Origin of the sequence: Sphaerisporangium sp. NPDC005289 (assembly GCF_040607455.1) — a bacterium.
Lineage (GTDB): Bacteria > Actinomycetota > Actinomycetes > Streptosporangiales > Streptosporangiaceae > Sphaerisporangium > Sphaerisporangium rhizosphaerae.
Map to the genome: position 1 here is coordinate 243,518 of NZ_JBEXGS010000002.1, position 20,132 is coordinate 263,649.

At 70.1% G+C, this 20,132-nt stretch carries 10 protein-coding genes; 6 read left to right on the plus strand and 4 right to left on the minus strand.

The features are described from left to right. Nucleotides 1-287 precede the first annotated feature (287 nt). Nucleotides 288-1,889 carry a ricin-type beta-trefoil lectin domain protein gene (locus ABZT47_RS03885; protein ID WP_354835873.1) on the plus strand — a complete coding sequence of 534 codons (1,602 nt, stop codon included), beginning with the start codon at nucleotides 288-290 and terminating at the stop codon, nucleotides 1,887-1,889. Nucleotides 1,890-2,325: 436 nt separating this feature from the next. Beyond that, on the plus strand, nucleotides 2,326-4,137 hold the full coding sequence (locus tag ABZT47_RS03890; RefSeq protein ID WP_354835875.1) for a family 43 glycosylhydrolase: 1,812 nt from the start codon (nucleotides 2,326-2,328) through the stop codon (nucleotides 4,135-4,137). Nucleotides 4,138-4,203: 66 nt separating this feature from the next. Here the strand turns inward: ABZT47_RS03890 and ABZT47_RS03895 are convergent, their stop codons facing one another. After that, nucleotides 4,204-7,092 (minus strand): NEW3 domain-containing protein, encoded by a 2,889-nt coding sequence (locus ABZT47_RS03895; RefSeq protein WP_354835877.1) that lies wholly within the window; start codon nucleotides 7,090-7,092, stop codon nucleotides 4,204-4,206. Between the two features lie 816 nt (nucleotides 7,093-7,908). On the opposite strand from ABZT47_RS03895, the gene ABZT47_RS03900 reads away from it, so the two are divergent. After that, nucleotides 7,909-10,311, plus strand: a complete 2,403-nt coding sequence (locus tag ABZT47_RS03900) for a ricin-type beta-trefoil lectin domain protein (RefSeq protein ID WP_354835879.1) — start codon at nucleotides 7,909-7,911, stop codon at nucleotides 10,309-10,311. A 111-nt stretch (nucleotides 10,312-10,422) separates the two neighbouring features. On the opposite strand, the gene ABZT47_RS03905 is transcribed toward ABZT47_RS03900, so the two are convergent. Continuing rightward, a complete protein-coding gene (locus ABZT47_RS03905; RefSeq protein WP_354835881.1) occupies nucleotides 10,423-11,205 on the minus strand; it encodes a FadR/GntR family transcriptional regulator in 783 nt (260 codons plus the stop codon). Nucleotides 11,206-11,432: 227 nt separating this feature from the next. On the opposite strand from ABZT47_RS03905, the gene trpB reads away from it, so the two are divergent. From trpB to ABZT47_RS03920, 3 genes are read left to right on the plus strand one after another with little or no spacing between them, the layout of a single operon-like run. After that, on the plus strand, nucleotides 11,433-12,635 hold the full coding sequence (gene trpB / locus ABZT47_RS03910; protein WP_354835883.1) for a tryptophan synthase subunit beta: 1,203 nt from the start codon (nucleotides 11,433-11,435) through the stop codon (nucleotides 12,633-12,635). Beyond that, nucleotides 12,632-13,450 carry a tryptophan synthase subunit alpha gene (trpA, locus tag ABZT47_RS03915; protein ID WP_354835885.1) on the plus strand — a complete coding sequence of 273 codons (819 nt, stop codon included), beginning with the start codon at nucleotides 12,632-12,634 and terminating at the stop codon, nucleotides 13,448-13,450. Before trpB ends, trpA begins: the two co-directional genes overlap by 4 nt. Then, nucleotides 13,447-14,202 carry a GntR family transcriptional regulator gene (locus tag ABZT47_RS03920; protein ID WP_354835887.1) on the plus strand — a complete coding sequence of 252 codons (756 nt, stop codon included), beginning with the start codon at nucleotides 13,447-13,449 and terminating at the stop codon, nucleotides 14,200-14,202. Before trpA ends, ABZT47_RS03920 begins: the two co-directional genes overlap by 4 nt. 76 nt (nucleotides 14,203-14,278) lie before the next feature. Here ABZT47_RS03920 and ABZT47_RS03925 read toward each other — a convergent pair whose 3' ends face one another. Together ABZT47_RS03925 and ABZT47_RS03930 are read right to left on the minus strand one after the other, a co-directional pair. Further along, the gene (locus tag ABZT47_RS03925; protein ID WP_354835889.1) at nucleotides 14,279-17,113 is read right to left on the minus strand and encodes a glycoside hydrolase N-terminal domain-containing protein; all 2,835 of its coding nucleotides are present in this window, start codon (nucleotides 17,111-17,113) and stop codon (nucleotides 14,279-14,281) included. An 850-nt stretch (nucleotides 17,114-17,963) separates the two neighbouring features. After that, entirely contained in the window at nucleotides 17,964-19,343 is a 1,380-nt protein-coding gene (locus tag ABZT47_RS03930; protein WP_354835891.1) for an RICIN domain-containing protein, read from the minus strand. Nucleotides 19,344-20,132: the final 789 nt, after the last annotated feature.

The window sequence follows — 20,132 nt, forward strand, 5'->3', positions numbered from 1 at the left end:
AGGAGCGGCCGGAGTCCCGCGCGGCGCCGACGATCACCCGGGCCGGCGCTTGACGCAGCTCAGCACATCGTATTTGCTCCGCCGCATCACCTGTCCACGAGCGAGGGGCCGGCCCCGTCCAGTGAATGTTACCGCTAACACCCCGTCCGCCACCCTCGCCGCGACCGGCCGCCGCGCATGGGCGCCGTCGTCCCACCGGCCGTGGTGACGACGGCCGCCCCATCGCGCGGGCCTCTGGGACGAGAACGGCAACGACCACGATCATCGGCTTATCACGGAGGAATCAGATGCGCAGGATTCTGAAATGGGCGCTGGCGGCGTCACTGGCCGCCGGGTCCCTGGTCGCGGTCGGCGGCGCGACGTCGCCGGTCGCCGCGCTGGAGAACGGGCTGGCCCGTACCCCCCAGATGGGATGGAACGACTGGAACAGCTTCGGCTGCAACGTCAACGAGACGCTCATCCGGCAGACGGCCGACATCATGGTGTCCAGCGGCATGGCGGCGGCGGGCTACAAGTACGTCAACATCGACGACTGCTGGTCGACCAAGAGCCGCAACTCAAGCGGTGACCTGGTGGCCGATCCGCAGAAGTTCCCCAGCGGCATCAAGGCCCTGGCCGACTACGTGCACGGCAAGGGGCTGAAGCTCGGCATCTACTCCTCGGCCGGCACCACCACGTGCGCCGGGTACCCGGCCGCTCTGGGCAACGAGCGCCGCGACGCCAACCTGTGGGCCTCGTGGGGCATCGACTACCTGAAGTACGACAACTGCGGCGACCACCAGGGCAAGAACGGCCAGCAGCGCTACACCGCCATGCGTGACGCGCTGGCCGCCACCGGCCGGTCCATCCTGTACAGCCTGTGCAACTGGGGCCAGGAGAGCGTCTGGACCTGGGGAATGGCGACGGGCAACTCCTGGCGGACCACCGGCGACATCCAGGCCAACTGGAACTCCATCACCGGTCTGCTGGACCAGCAGGTCGGGCTGGACGCCTACTCGGGGCCCGGCGGCTGGAACGACCCCGACATGCTGGAGGTCGGCGTCGGCTCGCTGACCGCCACCGAGGGCCGGGCGCACTTCAGCCTGTGGGCGCTGCTGAACGCCCCGCTCATCGCCGGCAACGACATCCGCTCGATGAGCTCCGACACTCGCACGACCCTGACCAACACCGAGGTCATCGCGGTGAACCAGGACTGGGGCGGCAGGCAGGGCACCAAGATCAGCGATAACGGGAACCTGGAGGTGTGGCGCAAGCCCATGTCCAACGGCTCGGTCGCGACCGTCCTGCTCAACCGCGGCACCAGCACCGCGACCGTCTCCACCACCGCCACCGCCCTCGGGCTCGGCTCCGGCTCCTCCTACTCGGTGCGCGACCTGTGGGCGCACACCACCGGCTCCTCCGCAGGGACGATCAGCGCCTCGGTGCCCGCCCACGGAGCCGCCATGTACATCGTGTCCGGCGGCGGCACCCCGCCCAGCCCGACCCCCACGCCCACCCTGCCGGCGGGCGGCTCGATCAAGGGCACGGCGTCGGGACGGTGCCTGGATGTCAACAACGCCGGCACCGCGAACGGCACCGGCGTCATCATCTGGGACTGCAACGGCCAGACCAACCAGCAGTGGAGCTCCACGAGCGCTAGTGAGCTGCGGGTCTACGGCAACAAGTGCCTGGACGTGAACGGCGCGGGCACGGCCAACGGCACCGGCGTGATCATCTGGGACTGCAACGGGCAGAACAACCAGAAGTGGCGGTTCAACTCCGACGGCACCATCACCGCCGTCGGCGCGAACAAGTGCCTGACCGCGGCCGACAACGCCACGGCCAACGGCACCAAGATCGTCATCTGGGACTGCAACGGCGGCGCCAACCAGCGCTGGGCCCGCGCCTGACATCCTCCGGCCCCGCCCGGGGCGGTCCCGTCCGGAGCGACTCGCGCTCCGGACGGGACCGCTGAAATATTCACGGCGGAGGCCGGGCGGGTAAGCCGGCTTGGCCCAGGTAGACGCGGGCGCGGAGCGCCCGGCGGCCCGGCACCGCCTTGACGGGGCCGGGCCGCGTCGTATTTGCTCCGCCGCACACCACCAATCACGACCCCGGCCTCGACGCGGTTGGTGTTAGCGGTAACAGGCGCCGGGCCGATCGTGATCGCCGGACGAGGCGGGCCGCCGACGTCTCACGTGAGCACGAGCACCATGAGGCACCGATGTTAGCGCTAACAGGCATCGGATCCCGTCTTCGGAGACGTGCGGGGCCCGGCGCCCACCAGAGGGCCGCTCCCCGGGACGACGGGGCGCAGAGGGAGAATTCACCACCTCAGGAGTGAACGTGAGACCAGCGATTCCACAGCCCGCCAGAGCGGGGTTCAGGCGCGCAGCCGCCTGGCTCGCGGCCCTGCTGTGCATGATGACCTTGCTCCCGGCCGCCGCGGCCCGGGCGGACAACCCCATCGTCCAGACCGTCTACACCGCGGACCCGGCTCCGCTGGAGTACAACGGCCGGCTGTACCTGTACACCGGGCACGACGAGGACGGCTCGACGTACTTCACCATGAAGGACTGGCGGGTGTGGTCGACCACCGACATGGTCAACTGGACCGACCACGGTTCGCCGCTCAGCGTGGCCACCTTCAGCTGGGCGAAGTCGGACGCGTGGGCCGGCCAGACGATCTACCGCAACGGCAAGTTCTACTGGTACGTCCCGACGACCAACCGGTCGACCGGCCGGATGGCCATCGGAGTGGCGGTCTCCGACAGTCCCACCGGGCCGTTCAAGGACGCCATCGGCCGCCCGCTGGTGGAGAACGGTGAGATCGACCCCACGGTGTTCATCGACGACAACGGCCAGGCCTATCTGTACTGGGGCAACCCGCACCTGTCGTACGTGAAGCTGAACACCGACATGATCTCCTACTCGGGCGGCGTGTCGCAGATCCAGCTCACCACCGCCGGCTTCGGCAGCCGCAGCGGGGACGCCAACCGGCCGACCCTGTTCGAAGAGGGGCCGTGGGTCTACAAGCGCGACGGCCTGTACTACATCGTGTTCGCGGCCAAATGCTGCTCGGAGTTCATCGCCTACTCCACGGCCACCAGCCCGACCGGCCCGTGGACCTACCGGGGAACGATCATGCCGACGCAGGGCGGCAGCTTCACCAACCACCCCGGCGTCATCGACTACAAGGGCAATTCGTACTTCTTCTACCACAACGGCGCGCTGCCGGGAGGCGGCGGTTACACCCGTTCGGTCGCCGTGGAGAAGTTCAGCTACCGATCCGACGGCACCATTCCCACGATCAACATGACCACGACCGGCGCTCCCCAGGTGGGCACGCTCGACCCCTACGTCCGGCAGGAGGCCGAGACGATCGCCTGGGAGTCCGGCGTGGAGACCGAGGCCGCCAGCGAGGGCGGCATGAACGTCGGCTGGATCGAGAACGGCGACTACGTCAAGGTCAAGGGCGTGGCCTTCGGCAGCGGCGCGACCACCTTCAACGCCAGGGTCGCCTCGGGCGCCGGCGGCGGCAAGATCGAGCTGCGCCTGGACGGCACCAGCGGCACGCTGGTGGGGACGTGCTCCGTCCCGGGCACCGGCGGCTGGCAGGCGTGGACGACCGTCTCCTGCTCGGTCAACGGCGCGACGGGAACCCACGACCTGTACTTCAGGTACACCGGCGGCAGCGGCACCCTGTTCAACGTGAACTGGTGGCAGTTCACCGGCTCCGGCGGCCCGAGCCCCACTCCGACGCCCACGCCCACGCCCACCCCCACGCCGACCCCGACTCCCACCCCCACTCCCACGCCGACCCCCACTCCCACCCCGACGCCCACGCCCACGCCGACTCCCGGCGGCGCCTGCAGCGCGGTCTACCGCACCACCAACTCCTGGTCGGGCGGCTTCCAGGGCGAGGTCACGGTGACGGCCGGCAGCTCGGCGATCAACGGCTGGACCGTCAAGTGGACCCTGGCGAGCGGGCAGAGCATCACCCAGCTCTGGAGCGGCACGCTGAGCACCAGCGGCTCCGCCGTGACGGTGAAGAACGCCTCCTACAACGGCTCGCTCGGGGCGTCCGCCTCGACGACGTTCGGCTTCACCGGCGGCGGCAGCCCGTCGACGCCGACCCTCACCTGCACCAGCCCGTGAGGACGGCGGCACCCTGACGACGGTGTGGGTGCGCCGCTGTGGCGGCGCACCCACACCGCGTCGTCCCTACCGGGTCACGCTGAAGTCACTGAAGCCGAACTGCCCCGTCACGCCGGCGGCGTGCGAGGTGGCGATCAGTCCGGCGTCCTGCGTCTCGGCGATGCCGGGCAGGGTGACGGTCGGCCCCACCTTGGTCCAGTCGGTGCCGTTGGTGGAGTAGTAGCCGCTGACCCCGTCGGCGCCGCGGACGAGACGGACCCAGGCCGGCGCCTTGACCCCCGAGGCTCCGGCGAAGGAGTCGAGGTACCCGTTGCCGTTGGCGTCCCACTGGAAGGCGACTCCGTTGCCGGGGGTGACGACCAGGGCGGCGTATCCGGGCGACGACGCGGCGGCGGTGAGGTCGTTGCGGATCACCACACCCGCCTTGGCCCAGGCGTTGGTGTTGTCCATCTGGGTGACCCGCGCGGTCACGGTGGCGGTTCCCGCGACCGCGTCGTCCTGGTAGAGGGCGCCGTACTCGTCGAAGGAGCCGCCGCCGTCCTGCCAGATGTCGGTCCCGGAGGTCAGGATGGCGTACGCGCCCGCGGCCTCGGCGAACCGGCTCGGCACCGAGCCGTGCCCCTTGAGGGAGGTCAGCGGGTTGAGCGCGGTCACCGTCGCCGACCGCTTCAGTTCGTAGTCGGTCTTGCCGGCCCGGAACCTCACCGACACCGCGACCGGCGCGCGGCTGACCGGCGCCGCGAACGACGCGGGCGCCGTGATCTTCCAGGTCGCGGTGACCGAGGCTCCGGGAGCGAGCCCGGGCTTCGCCGGCTTGCCGGCCGATTCGGCCTGCCAGCCCTCGGGGACGGTGACCGAGGCGCTCAGCTTGTCGGCGCGGCCCTCACTCACGTTCGCCACCGTGGCGGTGAGCGTGGCGGTCTCGCCGGCGCTCACGTTGGCGGGGTCGACCGTGAGATAGGCGCCGAGCGGAGGCCGCTGCGGGTCCGGGGACCCGCGGTACGGGCCCCTGGGGCCGGCGTTGTAGATCACCCGGCCGGCCTCGATCGGCGGGTTGCCGGCGGAGATGGTGACGTTGTCACGGGTGAGGTTCCCGCGGCTCCCGTTGACGATCCCGGTGATGGCCGGGTTGGTCGTGTAGTTGCCGACGAGCGTGAAGTCGCCGGTGTGGTTGCCGTTCTGGTTGTTGGCGTGCGCCCACTGCGCGGCGGTGTTGACGAAGACGTTGTGGCTCGCGCTCAGGTACCGGGAACCCTCGTCGAAGTACAGCCCGAGCTGCCCGCTGTTCTCGCAGAAGTTCTCGTCGATGGTGCTGCGCGGCATCGCCGAGAGCGTGTAGATGCAGCCGGCGTCGAACATCGTCTGGACGACGTTGCGCACGTGGTTGCCCACGACCCGGACGTCGCTGGAGGTCGTCGGCGTGTCGTAGACCGGCTGGAAGTCGTAGAGCCCGCGGTTGAGGTACTCGGGGCTGCCCCCGGGGTCGTTGGCGCCCCAGCCGTAACCGAGCCCGATGCCGGTGTAGGGCATGTCGGAGACGTAGTTGTGCTCGATGGTCAGACGCGTGACATAGCTGGCGAAGATCGCGTCCTGGTCCAGGTACTCGCGGGCGGTCGCGTAGACGCGGTTGTCGCTGAGCCGGATGTCGCTGTTGACCATGCGGGGGTCGGAGGGGTGGTGGGCGTCGGGCCGTACGCCGCCGACCATGATGCCGCCGCCGGCGCTCGCGGTGAACGTGCTGCCCTCGACCGCGATGTCGTGCGCGCCCAGCCCGACACCGGAGGCGTGGGCGTTGGCGTCGTTGCCGATGCCGAGCGCGAGCGAGCCGAGGTTCACGAAGGTGTCACCGGTGAACCGGACGCCCTGCGCCGCCGACACCTGCACCGCCGCGGACGACTGCGCCCAGCCGTTGCGCGAGCCCTCGAATCCCTTGCAGCCGAACGCGCAGGAGGTGAAGGCGTCGGCCGGACGGTCGGGCTGGACACCGGAGATGAACACGCCGGTCTGCTGGTTGGCGTACCCGTCGGGCGAACTCGGGTGCAGCCACGTGGTGCCGGTGAAGGTCAGGCCCTCGAACCGCAGGTCGCGTGCCGGCTGGTCGTAGGTGCCGCCCACCTGGAGCAGCGACTCCAGCCGCGGCAGCTCCACGCGCGCACGCGAGAGGTCCTGTCCGGGGAGCGGCTTGTAGTACAGCGTCCCGGCGGTGGTGTCCAGGTACCACTCGCCGGGCTCGTCGAGGAACCTCTTGGAGTTCAGCAGGAAGAACGTCGGCGTGCGGAGCGGCGACTGGATGGTGTCGTAGCCGTAGGTGTTGTTGTCCCACGCGGGCTGCTGCATGACCACCGTGGAACCCGAGATGCTCTGCACCGGCGCGAACCGGTTGGTGAAGGACAGCATCGCCTGGAGTTCGACGCGCTTCTGGTCGGGCAGCGTGGCCAGGTAGCCCAGGGCGGGGTTGTCGACGGTGAAACCGGTCGCGTTGAGCGTGATGTCGCTGCGCGCGATCTTGATCCGCGCCCGCTGTGCGAGAACGCCGTCGACGTAGAGCTGCCGGCTGTCGAATCCGCTGCCGACCTGGGCCTTGTAGACGCCCGTGGCGGCATCGTCGGGTTCCCAGCCGGTGACGGGCTTGGCGCCGCTCAGTACGGGCTTGGCTCCACGCGCGGCCTTCCAGGTCACGGTGTGCCCGGCGCGGCCGGAGTCGGCGGCGTCGAACCGCAGCGGCGAGGTCAGCCGGTAGGTGCCGTCGAGGAGTTCGACGGTGACGTCGCGCTTCCCCTCGGCCGCCGCCTCGCGCGCGCGTCTCTGTGCTTCCGCGAGGGTCGCCAACGGCCGGCCGGCACTGCCCGGACCCTTGTCGTCGGCGTTCTCGGCTCCGGCGGGGGCGACCACGATCGTGTGGCCCGCCCTGGCCGCCTCGGCCTGCACGGCGACCGGTGCAATGAGTGATCCCATCGTGATCAGCAGGGCGGCGGATGCCGCGACCGATGTTCGCCTGTGCGACATGAGCGACGAACGCACGTGTGTTCCCTTCTTTCGGCACGGGGAGAGGGATGGCTGCACGACGGTCAACGTCGAAATGGGTCACCCGGTGCGACCGCCGGTATACGTCCTGAATGTCCTGTTGATCACCATCCGCGCAGGAACGTAACTCGTATGACGTCCTACGTCAATACCGATGACACACGCGTACGCCTCGGTATCGCAGGCATTGAGGGTGAAACTTACATTTCGGCCGACCGGCAGAGGCGAGGGCGATTCCTCACCGCCGCCGCGACGCGCTCGCGTGACGACCGCCCGCGCGACCGACGGCGCCCCGAGGGGAACCGCCGACGTTGAGCAGGGCATATGGCGGCGTGGACGCCATATGGGGCCGGAGGCGGCGGACGGGTTCCCGGAGGCGCGACGGCGAGGCGGGGACCTGGAGAGGCCGCACGGCACGCGGAGCCCGATGTGCTAAGTCTGAAACTTGCGTCTTGACGGACCGTCACCTTGGGCCGGTAATTAGTACCTATGTCTCCGAGAGGATCTCTCGGAGCAGGCGCAGGAAGCGTGGCAACGCCGATGGCGCCGAGCGGTTTTCTTCGACCTCGCATGCCATCACATCGAGTCCGCAAGGACACGTACAAGATTGTTAGCGCTAACACTGCCTCGGAGGCCGCCGGCGGATCCCCTGGCGGCCCGTCCCTCAAGGCCGCGGCCGCCCCTGGTCACGCCGGTCCGGCCGGCGTCTCGTCACATCGATTTCGCCTCTCACCGAAAGGACCCCCCATGAGCCGGCGAAGAGAAAGCACGGTGCGCGTCGCCGTGAGAGTCGCGGTCGCGCTGCTGACCATCGCGATGATGTCCCTGATAGGCGCCTCGGCCGCCCAGGCGGCGGTCGGGATCACGATCAACGGTGGTTCCGGCGGCCGCACCTTCGACGGCGTCGGCGCCATCAGCGGCGGCGGCGGCAACAGCCGCCTGCTCATCGACTACCCCGAGCCCCAGCGCAGCCAGATCCTGGACTACCTGTTCAAGCCCGGGTACGGCGCGGCGATGCAGATCCTTAAGGTCGAGATCGGCGGCGACACCAACTCCACCGACGGCGCGGAGCCGAGCCACCGGCACACCTCCGGCGACCTGAACTGCAACCGCGGCTACGAGTGGTGGCTGATGGAGCAGGCCAAGGCCCGCAACCCCAACATCAAGCTGGTCGGCCTCTCGTGGGGCGCCCCCGGCTGGCTCGGCAACGGCAACTTCTGGTCCCAGGACACCATCAACTACCTGGTCGACTGGCTCGGCTGCGCCAAGAACAGCCACGGGCTGACCATCGACTACCTCGGCGGCTGGAACGAGAAGGGCCGCAACCTGAACTGGTACGTCAACCTGAACAGCGCGCTGGACTCCTACGGCTTCGGCAACGTCAAGATCATCGCCTCGGACGACTGGGGCTTCGACGTGGCCAACGACGCGGCGAACAACACCGCCTTCCGCAACGCCGTCGACGTGTTCGGCGGCCATTATGTGTGCGGCTACCGCGGCGCCCAGCAGAACTGCCCCAGTTCCACCACCGCCATCAACTCCGGCAAGGTGCTGTGGGCCAGCGAGAACGGCTCCGATGACTACAACGACGGCGCCAAGGCGCTGGCGCGGGGCATCAACCGGGACTACATCGACGGGAAGATGACCGCCTACATCAACTGGCCGGTCATCGCCGCGATCCCGCCGAACCTGCCCTTCTCCACGATGGGCGTGGCGGTGGCTCCCCAGCCGTGGTCGGGGTACTACGCGATCGGCAAGAACGCCTGGGTGATGGCGCAGACCACCCAGTTCACCACGCCGGGGTGGAAGTACCTCGACTCCTCCACCGGCTACATCGGCGGCAACCGCAACAACGGCAGCTACGTCTCGCTGAAGTCGACCAACAACTCCGACTACAGCACGATCATCGAGACCATGGACGCCACCGCCGCCCAGACGCTGAACTTCAACGTCACCGGAGGCCTGTCCACCGGCCAGGTGCACGTGTGGGCGACCAACCTGAACTCCGGCAACGCCTCCGACCACTTCGTCCACACCACCGACCTCACGCCCTCGGGCGGCGCGTTCTCGCTGACCGTGCAGCCCGGTTACGTGTACACGATCACCACCACGACCGGCCAGGGCAAGGGCACCGCCACCAGCCCCGCCCGCGGCTCGCTGGCCCTGCCCTACTCCGACACCTTCGACTCCTACGCCACCGGCCGCGAGGCGAAGTACCTGCAGGACATGCAGGGCTCCTTCGAGATCACCGGCTGCGGCGGCGGGCGCACCGGGCAGTGCGTGCGCCAGATGGCCCCCCGCCAGCCGATCCTGTGGACCGGCGGCTCCCACCCCTACGCCCTGCTGGGCGACCTCGGCTGGGCCAACTACACCGTCTCCACCGACGTGCTGCTGGAGCAGAGCGGCTACGCCGAGGTGATCGGCAGGGCCGGCGGCCAGCACTCCTTCGGCCCCGAGGGGTTGAACGCCTACTACCTGCGCGTCAGCGACACCGGCACCTGGCAGATCCTGCGCAACAACATCGACAACCAGATGACCACGCTGCGCAGCGGGACCGTCGCCTCCCTCGGCACCGGCCGCTGGCACACCCTGACGCTCGGCTTCTCGGGCGGCACCATCACCGCCGGCATCGACGGCGCCCAGGTGGGCTCGGTCACCGACGGCACCTGGGGCGCCGGCCAGGTCGGCATCGGCACCAGCACCACCGAGACCGCCCAGTTCGACAACCTCACCATCACCCCCGGCCAGGGCGGCGGCACCGGAAACGGCAACCTGCTGCGCGGACAGGCCTCCGGCCGTTGCATCGACGTGCCGAACCAGTCGCAGACCAACGGCACCCAGGTGGCGCTGTGGGACTGCAACGGCGGCGCCAACCAGCAGTGGCCCCTCACCTCCGCCAAGCAGCTCCAGGTGTACGGCACCAAGTGCCTGAGCGCCGAGAACGGCGGGACCTCGGCCGGAACCCGGGCGGTCATCGGCGACTGCAACGGAGCGACCAGCCAGCAGTGGAACCTCAACGCCGACGGCAGCGTGACCAACGTCCAGTCCGGGCTGTGCCTGGACGCCAACAGCGCCGGCACCGCCAACGGCACCACGGTGATCCTGTGGACCTGCAACGGCGGGACCAACCAGAAGTGGACCCGCACCTGACCTGACACGGACGGCCCGTCGTGGCGACCACCGGCCACGACGGGCCGGCTCAGCTCCCGTGCCGCGGGCCTGCCGATGATCCGCGCCGGCGGGCCCGCGGACGGACCGGAGTCACTGCGGAGCCGGACCGCTGGTGCGGGCGGCCGGGTGGTGACCGTCGGCCGAGGAGAACAGGAGCTGCTGGATCTCCCTGCGATAGTCCTCCAGCGTGTTGTCGATGTGGGCCGCCGCGGCGCGGGCCGCCGCTTCGGGATCGCCGGCGCGGATGGCCCGGTAGATGGCGCCGTGTTCCTCGACGGCCTTGGCCGCGTGCCCGCCCACGGAGCCGCGCAGCCCGATGATGGCGGACTGGGCCTGGAGCCGGCGGGCCTCCCCCACCGCGATCTGCAGGAACACGTTGTGCGAGGAGGTGGCGATGGCGGCGTGGAAGGCATCGTCGCCCTCGTTGAACACATCCACGCGTCCGGTCTCGAACCCGTGGCGGCACACCTCGGCCGCCTCCTCGATGGCCCGCAGCTCCGCCGGGGTGGCGCGGTGGGCGGCCAGCCGGCTGGTCTCCATCTCCTGCGCCCGCCGGAACTCGAACAGCATGTAGACGTGGTCGAGGTCGGTGGGGAGGAACAGCGATGCCAGCCGCCCGGCGCCGAGCATTCCCTCGTCGTCGGCCACGTACAGGCCGCGGCCCTTCTGGGCGCGCACCCGGCCGAGCGCGGAGAGGATCTTTACCGCCTCGCGGACGACGGTGCGGCTGGTGCCCAGCCGCTGCGCCAGGTCGTTCTCGGTCGGCATGCGGTCGCCCGGGCGCAGGCCCTGCCTGGCGATGAGCTCCAGCACCTGCTCGGCCGCCACCTCGTAGCCCGGCCGGTATCCGCCCTCGCGTGGGGTGTCGGTCACGGCGCTCCTCCCTAGCGATCTCAGCCAATTATGACCGAGTGCCATGCCGCGTCAGGCGGTCCGGACCTCGCCCTTCGGTCGCGTACCACCAGGGGTTTCACATCGAGGGCCCATCCGCCCGCCAGGCGCCTTAGGACCGGACATCGGCGGTGGCGCCTCCACGCCTCCCATGCCACACTGACTGTTATAGAACTCACTCAAGAGTTATAGAACGATCGGAGCATGGCATGCGAGAGGTGTCGCCATGGCGCGAACCGGTCCCGCCGGACGGGACGATGGGCGAGCCCCGGGCGGGAGGACGGTTCGGCGGGTACGGCGGACGGTACGCGCCGGAGTCCCTGGTCGAGGCGTGCCGCGAGGTGGAAGAGGCGTTCCGGGAGGCATGGGCCGATCCGGGCTTCCGCGGCGCCCTGGCGCGGCTGCTCGCCGTGCACGCCGGGCGGCCCACCCCGCTCACACCGGCCCGCCGGTTGTCGCAGGCGCTGGGCGTGCGGCTGTACCTCAAGCGCGAGGATCTCACCCACACCGGGTCCCACAAGATCAACAACGTGCTCGGCCAGGCCCTGCTGGCCACCCGGATGGGACGGCGCAGGCTGATCGCCGAGACGGGAGCGGGCCAGCACGGGGTGGCCACCGCGACCGCCGCCGCGCTGCTCGGGCTTGAGGCCACGGTGTTCATGGGCGAGCGCGACATCGAGCGGCAGGCGCTGAACGTGTTCCGGATGCGCATGCTGGGCGCCGAGGTGGTCCCGGTGACCACGGGCAGCCGCACCCTCAAGGACGCGACCAGCGAGGCCATGCGGCACTGGGTGGGCGCGACCGGCGACGCGCACTACTGCATCGGCTCGGTCGTCGGGCCGGATCCGTACCCGTGGATGGTCAGGGAGTTCCAGCGGATCATCGGCGACGAGGCCCGGCAACAGTGCGCCGCCGAGCTGCGGACCGGCGTCCCGGACCACGTGGTCGCGTGCGTGGGCGGCGGCTCCAACGCGGCCGGCACGTTCGCCGGATTCGCCGACACCCCGGCGCGCCTGGTCGGCGTCGAGGCGGAGGGCGGCGCCGGGGCGGCCCGCGGCCGGCTCGGCGTCCTGCACGGCTGCCGCTCGCTGTTCCTGCAGGACGACGACGGGCAGATCACCGAACCGCACTCCATCGCCGCCGGGCTCGACTATCCGGGAGTCGGCCCGGAGCACGCCCACCTGCGCGACCTGGGCCGGGCCCGCTACGTCACGGTGACCGACGAGGAGGCGGTCGGCGCGGCGGTACGGCTGGCGCGCACCGAAGGCATCGTCCCGGCGCTCGAATCGGCGCACGCCCTCGCCTGGGTGATCCGCGCGGCGGGCGGCGACCTGCCGGCGGGATCGACGGTGCTGATGACGTTGTCCGGCCGGGGCGACAAGGACCTCACGACCCTGAAGGAGCTGCTGTGACCGACCCCACCACCCTGGCCGCGGGCGCGGTCGAGCGCCACCTGCGCGCCCGCCGGGACACCGGCCGCGGCCTGCTCATGCCGTACGTCACCGGAGGGATCACGGCCGGCTGGACGGACTATCTGCGGGCGTTCGCCGCCGCCGGCGCGGACGCGATCGAGGTCGGCCTGCCCTTCTCCGACCCCACGCTGGACGGCGCCACCATCCAGCAGGCCAGTGACGCGGCACTGCGCCGGGGGGCGAGCGCGCGCCGGATCCTCGCCGACCTCGCCGAGGCGGGTGATCCGGGCGTGCCGCTGGTCGCCAGCACCTACTACAACCTGGTGCTGCACGACGGCCCCGAGGCGTTCTGCGCGGCGCTGCGCCGGGCCGGCGTCGGGGGCCTGATCGTGCCCGACCTGCCGGTGCACGAGGCGGCCGAGCTCACCGGCGCGGCCGCCGCCAACGGGATCGAGCCGGTGCTGCTGGCGTCGCCCGCGACGCCGCGGCCGCGGCTGGCCGAGATCGCGCGCCGCAGCCGCGGATTCGTCTACGCGGTGTCGGTGATGGGCACCACCGGTGAGCGGGCCGCCCTCGCCGCCTCGGCGGCGGAGCTCACCGAGCGGATCAGGGACCTCACCGACCGGCCGGTCTTGCTAGGATTCGGCATCTCCACCCCGGACCAGGCACGCGAAGCCCGCCGGCACGCCGACGGCGTGGTGGTCGGCGCCGCGGTCATGCGGCGGGTGCTCGACGGCGCCGGGCCGGACGACCTGCGGGCCTTCCTCGCGACCCTGCGGCGAGCCCTCGACCAGGAGTGTGACCGACCACGATGACCCCCGACGCCGGGCACGAGGCGAGATACCGCGCCATCGCCGCCGACCTCGCCGCGAAGATCCGGTCGGGACACTACGCCCCCGGTGAGGCCCTGCCGCCGCAACGGGAGCTGAGCGCCTCCTACGGGGTGACCCTGATGACGCTGCGCCAGGCGTTACGGGAGCTCAGCGACGAGAGGCTGATCGTGCAGAAGCCCGGCAGAGGCACCTTCATCGCCCCGCCGCACACGGCCTACCAGCTCGACTCGCTCCGCAGCCTGGTCGACGACCTGCGCAAACAGGGCCATGACGTGCGCACCGCGGTGGCCGGACGGGCGGTGCGCCGGGCCCCGTCCCGCATCGCCGCGCAGCTGCGGCTGCGTCCCGGCGACACCGCCCTGCGGCTGGAGCGGGTCCGCGAGTTCGCGGGCCGTCCCGCCGTGCACCAGGTGTCCTGGGTCCGGCGGCCGGCGGCCGACCGCATCCGCGACCGCGACTTCACCGCCGTCTCCCTCTACACCGCCCTCGCCGACGCGGGAGTGACGGTCGCCCGGGCGTCGGAGGTGGTGCGGCCCGGTCTGCTCGACGCCGCCGCCGCCCGCCATCTCGACGAGCCGCAGGGCAGCCCGGTGCTCGTCAGCCACCGGATCACCTACGCGCTCGACGCCACGCCCGTGGTGTCGGACCATGCCACCATCCTGGGCAGCATGATGGAGATCCGCGCCGAACGCGCCGCCACCGGCCTGTCGCTCACCTGGGGCGCCACCAGTTGAGGCGCTGCGCCGCGACCGGTGGCCGGTCGCGGCGCGGCGCGTGGTGCCGCTCAGAGGTGCGGCGGGCCCGCGACCGTCACAGGTTCGTGATGGTCCACAGGTTGTTGCCGTTGCCGTTCGGCGTCCACATGCCGACGTCGGAGCCGGCGCCGGTATAGCCCATGCCGTCCAGGGCCGTGCCGGTGGCGCGGTTGATGATCTGGTAGCGGCCGCTGCCGGTGTCGTTGAGCCGCCACTGCTGGTTGTTGTTGCCGTTCGACGATGCCTGCTTGGCGATGGCGCCGTTGGAGCCGTTGCCCTGGCTGTCGATGACCAGGCCGTTGGTGCGGTTGACGATGCGGTACCAGCCGCTGCCCAGGTCGACGAGCTGGAACTGCTGGTTGTTGCCGCCGTTCCAGTTCCACTGCTTCAGGTTCGACCCGGAGGCGACGTTGCCGGCGCCGTCCAGCACCAGCCCGGTGGCGGCGTTGGAGACCCGCACGTAGGTGGACGGCGGCGGCGTCGTCGTGCCAGTGCCCGTCAGCTTGTACGTTTGGCCGGCCTGGCCGGTGAACCGGACGACGTCGGTCTCGGGCTTGGTCACGGTGACGGCGCCGCCGGTCGCCACGTCGACCACCTGGGAGGTGCCGGTGAAGATCCGGTTGCGCACGTTGACCGTGCCGTCGCGGTCGAACTTGACGAGGATCTCGGTGGCCGCGCCGGAGGCCCACGTCGCGTCCACGGTGTAGCCGCCGCGCCCTCGCAGGCCCTGCACCTTCCCGGCCGGCCAGGCGGACGGCAGTGCCGGCAGCACGTTCAGCTCGCCGGTGTGGCTCTGCAGCAGCATCTCGGCGATGCCGGAGGTGGCGCCGAAGTTGCCGTCGATCTGGAACGGCGGGTGCAGGTCGAACATGTTCGGCGCGAGCCGGGCCGTCGTGACCAGGAGACGGATGAGCGTCTGCGCCCGGTTGCCCTCCTCCATGCGCGCCCAGTAATTGATCTTCCAGGCGAGCGACCAGCCGGTGCCGTCGTCGCCGCGCAGCTCCAGCGTCCGCCGCGCCGCGGTGTACAGCGAGGGGGTGCCCCGCTTGGTGATCTGGTTGCTGGGGTGCAGGCCGTACAGGTGGGAGATGTGCCGGTGGTTCTGCTCGGTCTCCACCCAGTCGTACAGCCACTCCTGGATGTTGCCGCGCGAGCCGACCTTCATCGGCGCGAGCCGGTCACGCGCCGCCAGGACCCGCGTACGGAAGTCGGCGTCGGTGCCGAGCACCTGGCTGGCCTGGGCGCAGCCGTTGAACAGATCGCGCAGGATCTGGTTGTCCATCGTCGGGCCCGCGCACACGCTGACGCCCGAGTGGTGCGGCAGTTCCGGGGAGTTGGAGGGGTTGGTGACCAGGTATCCGAGGCTCGGTTCGCTCACCAGGGTGTCGAGGAAGAACTGCGCGGCGCCCTTCATCGCGGGGTAGTACTGCTGCAGGAACCCGACGTCGCCGGTGAACTGGTAGTGGTCCCAGATCATGGTGGACAGCCACGCGCCACCGGTCTGCCACATGCCCCACAACGCGCCGTCGACGACCGACGAGGCGCGCCAGGCGTCGGTGTTGTGGTGGGTCACCCAGCCGCCGGCGTTGTACTGCACCCGGGCGGTGCGGGCGCCGGTGACCGCGAGCTCGCTGATCATCTTGAACACCGGCTCGTAGCACTCCGACAGGTTGGTGGTGTCGGTCGGCCAGTAGTTCATCGGCAGGTTGGCGTTGATGGTGTACTTGGAGTCCCACTGCGGGGTCAGCGAGTCGTTCCAGATGCCCTGCAGGTTGGCCGGCTGCGAGCCGGGGCGCGAGGAGCTGATCAGCAGGTAGCGGCCGTACTGGAACAGCAGCACCGAGAACTGCGGGTCGTTGGTGCTGTTGTGCTGCGCGATGCGCACGTCGGTCGGCTGGTCGGCCGCGGAGGTGCGGCCGAGATCGAGCGTCGTGCGCCCGAACAGCCGCTGGTAGTCGGCCACGTGCCGCGAGCGCAGGTCGTCGTAGGTCCTGGCCACGGCCGCGCTCAGGTAGTTGCGGGCGATGCCCTGGTAGTCGCCGCCGACGTTCTGGTAGTTGACGTAGCTGGAGCCGATGGAGATCAGCAACGTCACGCTGTTGGCGCCGCGCACCTGCAACGTGCCGCCGGAGCTGGTGACGGTGCCGCCGTCGGCGACCGCCCTGGCCAGCGCCAGGAACCGCACCGAGCCGCTCTTGCCCTCGAAGTCGCCTGAGATGCCGTCGAGGCCCACCGTCGTGCCGTCGGGACTGCTGCGTGTCGTCCGCTGCGGGCTGTCGAACGTCGCGGAGAAGGTGATCGAGCCGGCCCGGTCCGCGGTCAGGCGGATGGCGATGACCTGGTCGGGCGCGCTGGCGAACGTCTCACGCCGGTAGTTGATGCCGTTCTGCGAGTACGTCGTCGCCGTGGTGGCCGTGGTCAGGTCCAGCAGCCGGTTGTACCCCGAGACCCCACTGGAGCCGCCGCTGAAGGTGAGCCGCAGGTTGCCGACGGTCTGGTAGGCCAGCTGGCCCGCCGGGCTGCCCAGCATGTTCTGGTCGATCAGGGTCTGGGCCTGGCTCCACTGGTTCGCGAAGACCGCCTGCCGGATCTGCGACAGCGCCCCCGCGCCGCGCGTGTTGCTCTGGTCGTACGGCCCGCCGGCCCACACGGTGTCCTCGTTCAGCTGCAACCGTTCGACGTCGACGTTGCCGAACACCATGGCGCCCAGGCGCCCGTTGCCGATCGGCAGCGCGCGCAACCAGTCGGTCCCGGCGCTCTCGTCGTACCACAGCGCCAGATCGTTAGCGGCGGCCACCTGCGCGGGCGCCACTGACGCGGCTCGCGCGGCCGCCGTCCACTGGAACGGCATCAGCGCGGCGCCGGCGCCGGCCGCGCCGAATCGCAGCACTTGCCGACGCGACAAATCAGACATATTGCTTCTCCATCCCGAAGGGGTTGCGGACGGTGCTCCAGCCCCGGCGGACACCGCGGGACGCAGCCGGGGACCGTAGAGGAGCGGCCGGCGTCGGGAGCCACGGACGTCGGGACATTGGACGGATGGTTCCTTCCTGACATGAACGTTTAGTCAGGCATGACGCGCGCCGCCGCGCTGCCGGAATAGGGCGTTGCTCGCAGAGGTGCCGCCCCTGCTTCGCAAAGGATCTCGTTGCCAGACACCCGACGTTAAGCGGGCATTTCCAGGTGTCAAGCGGGGCCGACGCCATGCTGTGCGGGGACAGGTCGGACCTCTACCTCAGCGCGGTGCGGCGTCGCCCCCGGACCAGGAGTTTCGACGCCGGCGCCGGCCGGAGGAGGGCTTCTTCGGACGCGGGAGGAGGCCGGGCGTGCCGCGCCCGCTCTGAAAGTTTCCCGGTGACATGGGATGACGACGGCACCCTCTCCCCCGCACCTCGCGCGACCGCGCACCCCCCCAGCACCCCCGAATCACCGGGTGACGGCCGCCCCGGCGAAGGTACGAGCCCAGGAAAGCCGACCGCGCAGACATCCCATGTCGAGGACGCCACTCCTCCCCCGTCTCCACCTATGCACCGGCGGCCTGCGCCGCGGTGGCGAGATTCGCACGTTCGGTTCAGGACGGCCGCCCGGGGCAACGGCCTGGTGACTACACCGACACCGCACCCCGGGCCGACCGCGCAGCGCCACGATCCGGATCCCCCGGCACGGAGCGCACAGCAGGAGATCGGCACCGGGGGCGTGCGGGCTGTACCGCGGAATCCGCGCTTACGTCGAGACGACCGTCAGACGGCCGTGCGCGACCACTGCTGGTTGGTGCCGGTGTTGCACGTGTACTGCTTGAGGACCACGCCGTCCGCGGTCGAGGCGGAGGGCACGTCCACGCATTTGCCGCTGTGGCGTGCGCGGAGCTGGAAGTAGCCGCCGTTGGCGACCATCTGGAACTGCTGGTTGTTGCCGGTGCCGCAGGTGTACTGGATGAGTTCGGCGCCGTCGGCGGTCGAGGCGCTGGTCACGTCGAGGCACTTTCCGCTGTGGCGGCTGATGACGCGCCAGTAGCCGCTGCCGGCGTCCTGGAACTTCCACTGCTGCCAGGCGTTGCCGCCGTAGGTGTACTGGTCGACGCGCGCGCTGTTGGCGGTGCTCGCCTGCTGGACGTCCATGGCCTTGCCGCTGTGGCGCACGGTGAGGCTGTAGAACGTATCCGGCGCCGGCGTGGGGGTGGGGGTGGGGGTGGGGGTGGGGTCGCCGACGTTGTCGCCCCAGGCGTACCGGACCCGGTTGGCGCCGTAGCCGTTGCGGGTGGACAGGTTGAGGGTGGTGCCGCTGCCGCCGAGAGCGAACATCGAGTAGTGGTCGTAGCCGAGGCCTGCGGTCACCTTGCCGCCGAGGGCTGGCCAGTAGGTGCCGCCCATCTGGTTGTCCCGCATCACCTGGGTCACGGCGCGGAGGTAACGCACGAAGTTGTCGGTGCTGTTCGCGTCGCCGTAGTTGAGGCCATCGGACATCGGCGCGCCGAACTCGGTCACGACCGCGCGGGAGGCGCAGTTGCCCAGAAGCGACTGCATGTGGCTTCGGAAGCCGTCGTAGGTCATCGCGCTGTAGAAGAAGGTGTAGTAGTGGAAGGACAGCAACGTCGAGTTGAAGCGGCTGTCGTTGCAGATGTCCCGCAGGTCCTGGCTGAAGCCGGTGCCGCCGATGAGCACCCGGCCGGGCGCCGCCGAGGAGTGAGTGCTGAGCCAGTTCGCCGCGACGTTGCGCCACTCCGACGACGAATAGCCGTGCGGCTCGTTCATCGGCTCGAAGTAGACGTTGCCGTTCGACCCGTACGTGCCGACCACGCTGGACCACATCGCGTTCCATGCGGCGAGGTTCGTGATCCTGCCGCCAGAGGCGGCGCCATCCTCCCAGTAGGCCAGGATGACCTTGAATCCACGGTCGGCGGCGGCGTCGATGGCGCCGCGGTAGGCGTTCCACCAGGTCGTGTTGGCCACAGTGTGCGTGTTGATGGGCAGCCGGACGGTGTTGACCCCCATCAGGTATTCCATGCTGTCGTAGATCGAGTTGGCCTTGGCCCGTACCGTCGCGTTGCTGTCGGACTGGCTCAGGCCCTGCACAACGAGCGGGCCGGTGCTGAAGTTGTCACCCAGCACGGCCCAGTTCATGCCTCGGAACTGGCTGGTGGCGGCATGGGCCGATGGCGCGGACACGAGGGCTGCCGCTGCGGTGAGCGCGGTCACCACAAGCCCGATCAGCAACCGGTGTAACGGCCGGGTGCTCCGCGATGGTCCTGATGAGCGACCATCAGAGGCCATGATCATTGCCATGAAACTCCCATCACTGGATCTGAATTACTGGGCACAAACGTGCACTTGTGCACATCGTGGTGCTGACGTACGTCCGAGCCACGAGATGTCGGGCATGCCCAGCACCGGCCTGCCGCTCGGGTTCCAACCGTTGTTGATCATGGTCCACCGATGGACGGCGGTGCCGCCCGCGGCCTGGAAGAGCTGACGGTGGCCGCAAGACGATGACAGGAGACCTCCAGCATCGTGAGCTGCGGCCGCCCGGAGACAACGGGCGACGTCGCGGCCGCCTCGCCGCAGCCGGCAGCCATGAAGCGGCAACGGGAACAACGGGCGGGAGGGCGGGCATGGCTATGGATGAACGGCGGGTGGGCCGGTCGGAAACATCGGAAAGGACCGGCTCTCCTTGTCTCCACACCTCTCCCATTGTTAGCGTTAACAAATAAATGTCGATCACCCACGGGGGCCTCACGCTAGAGAGGAGGCGGAAGTGCGTCAACAGAAAGGGAGACGACCCGCTCGAACCGCTGGTCCGCGACGGATGCCGCTGTAAGTTTCAGGCGGACTTCCTGGCCGCTCCAACGCCCGGTCGTCCCAACGCGACTCCACCGCGCCCCCGGCCGCACGCCCCGCTTCTCCCATCGCGCC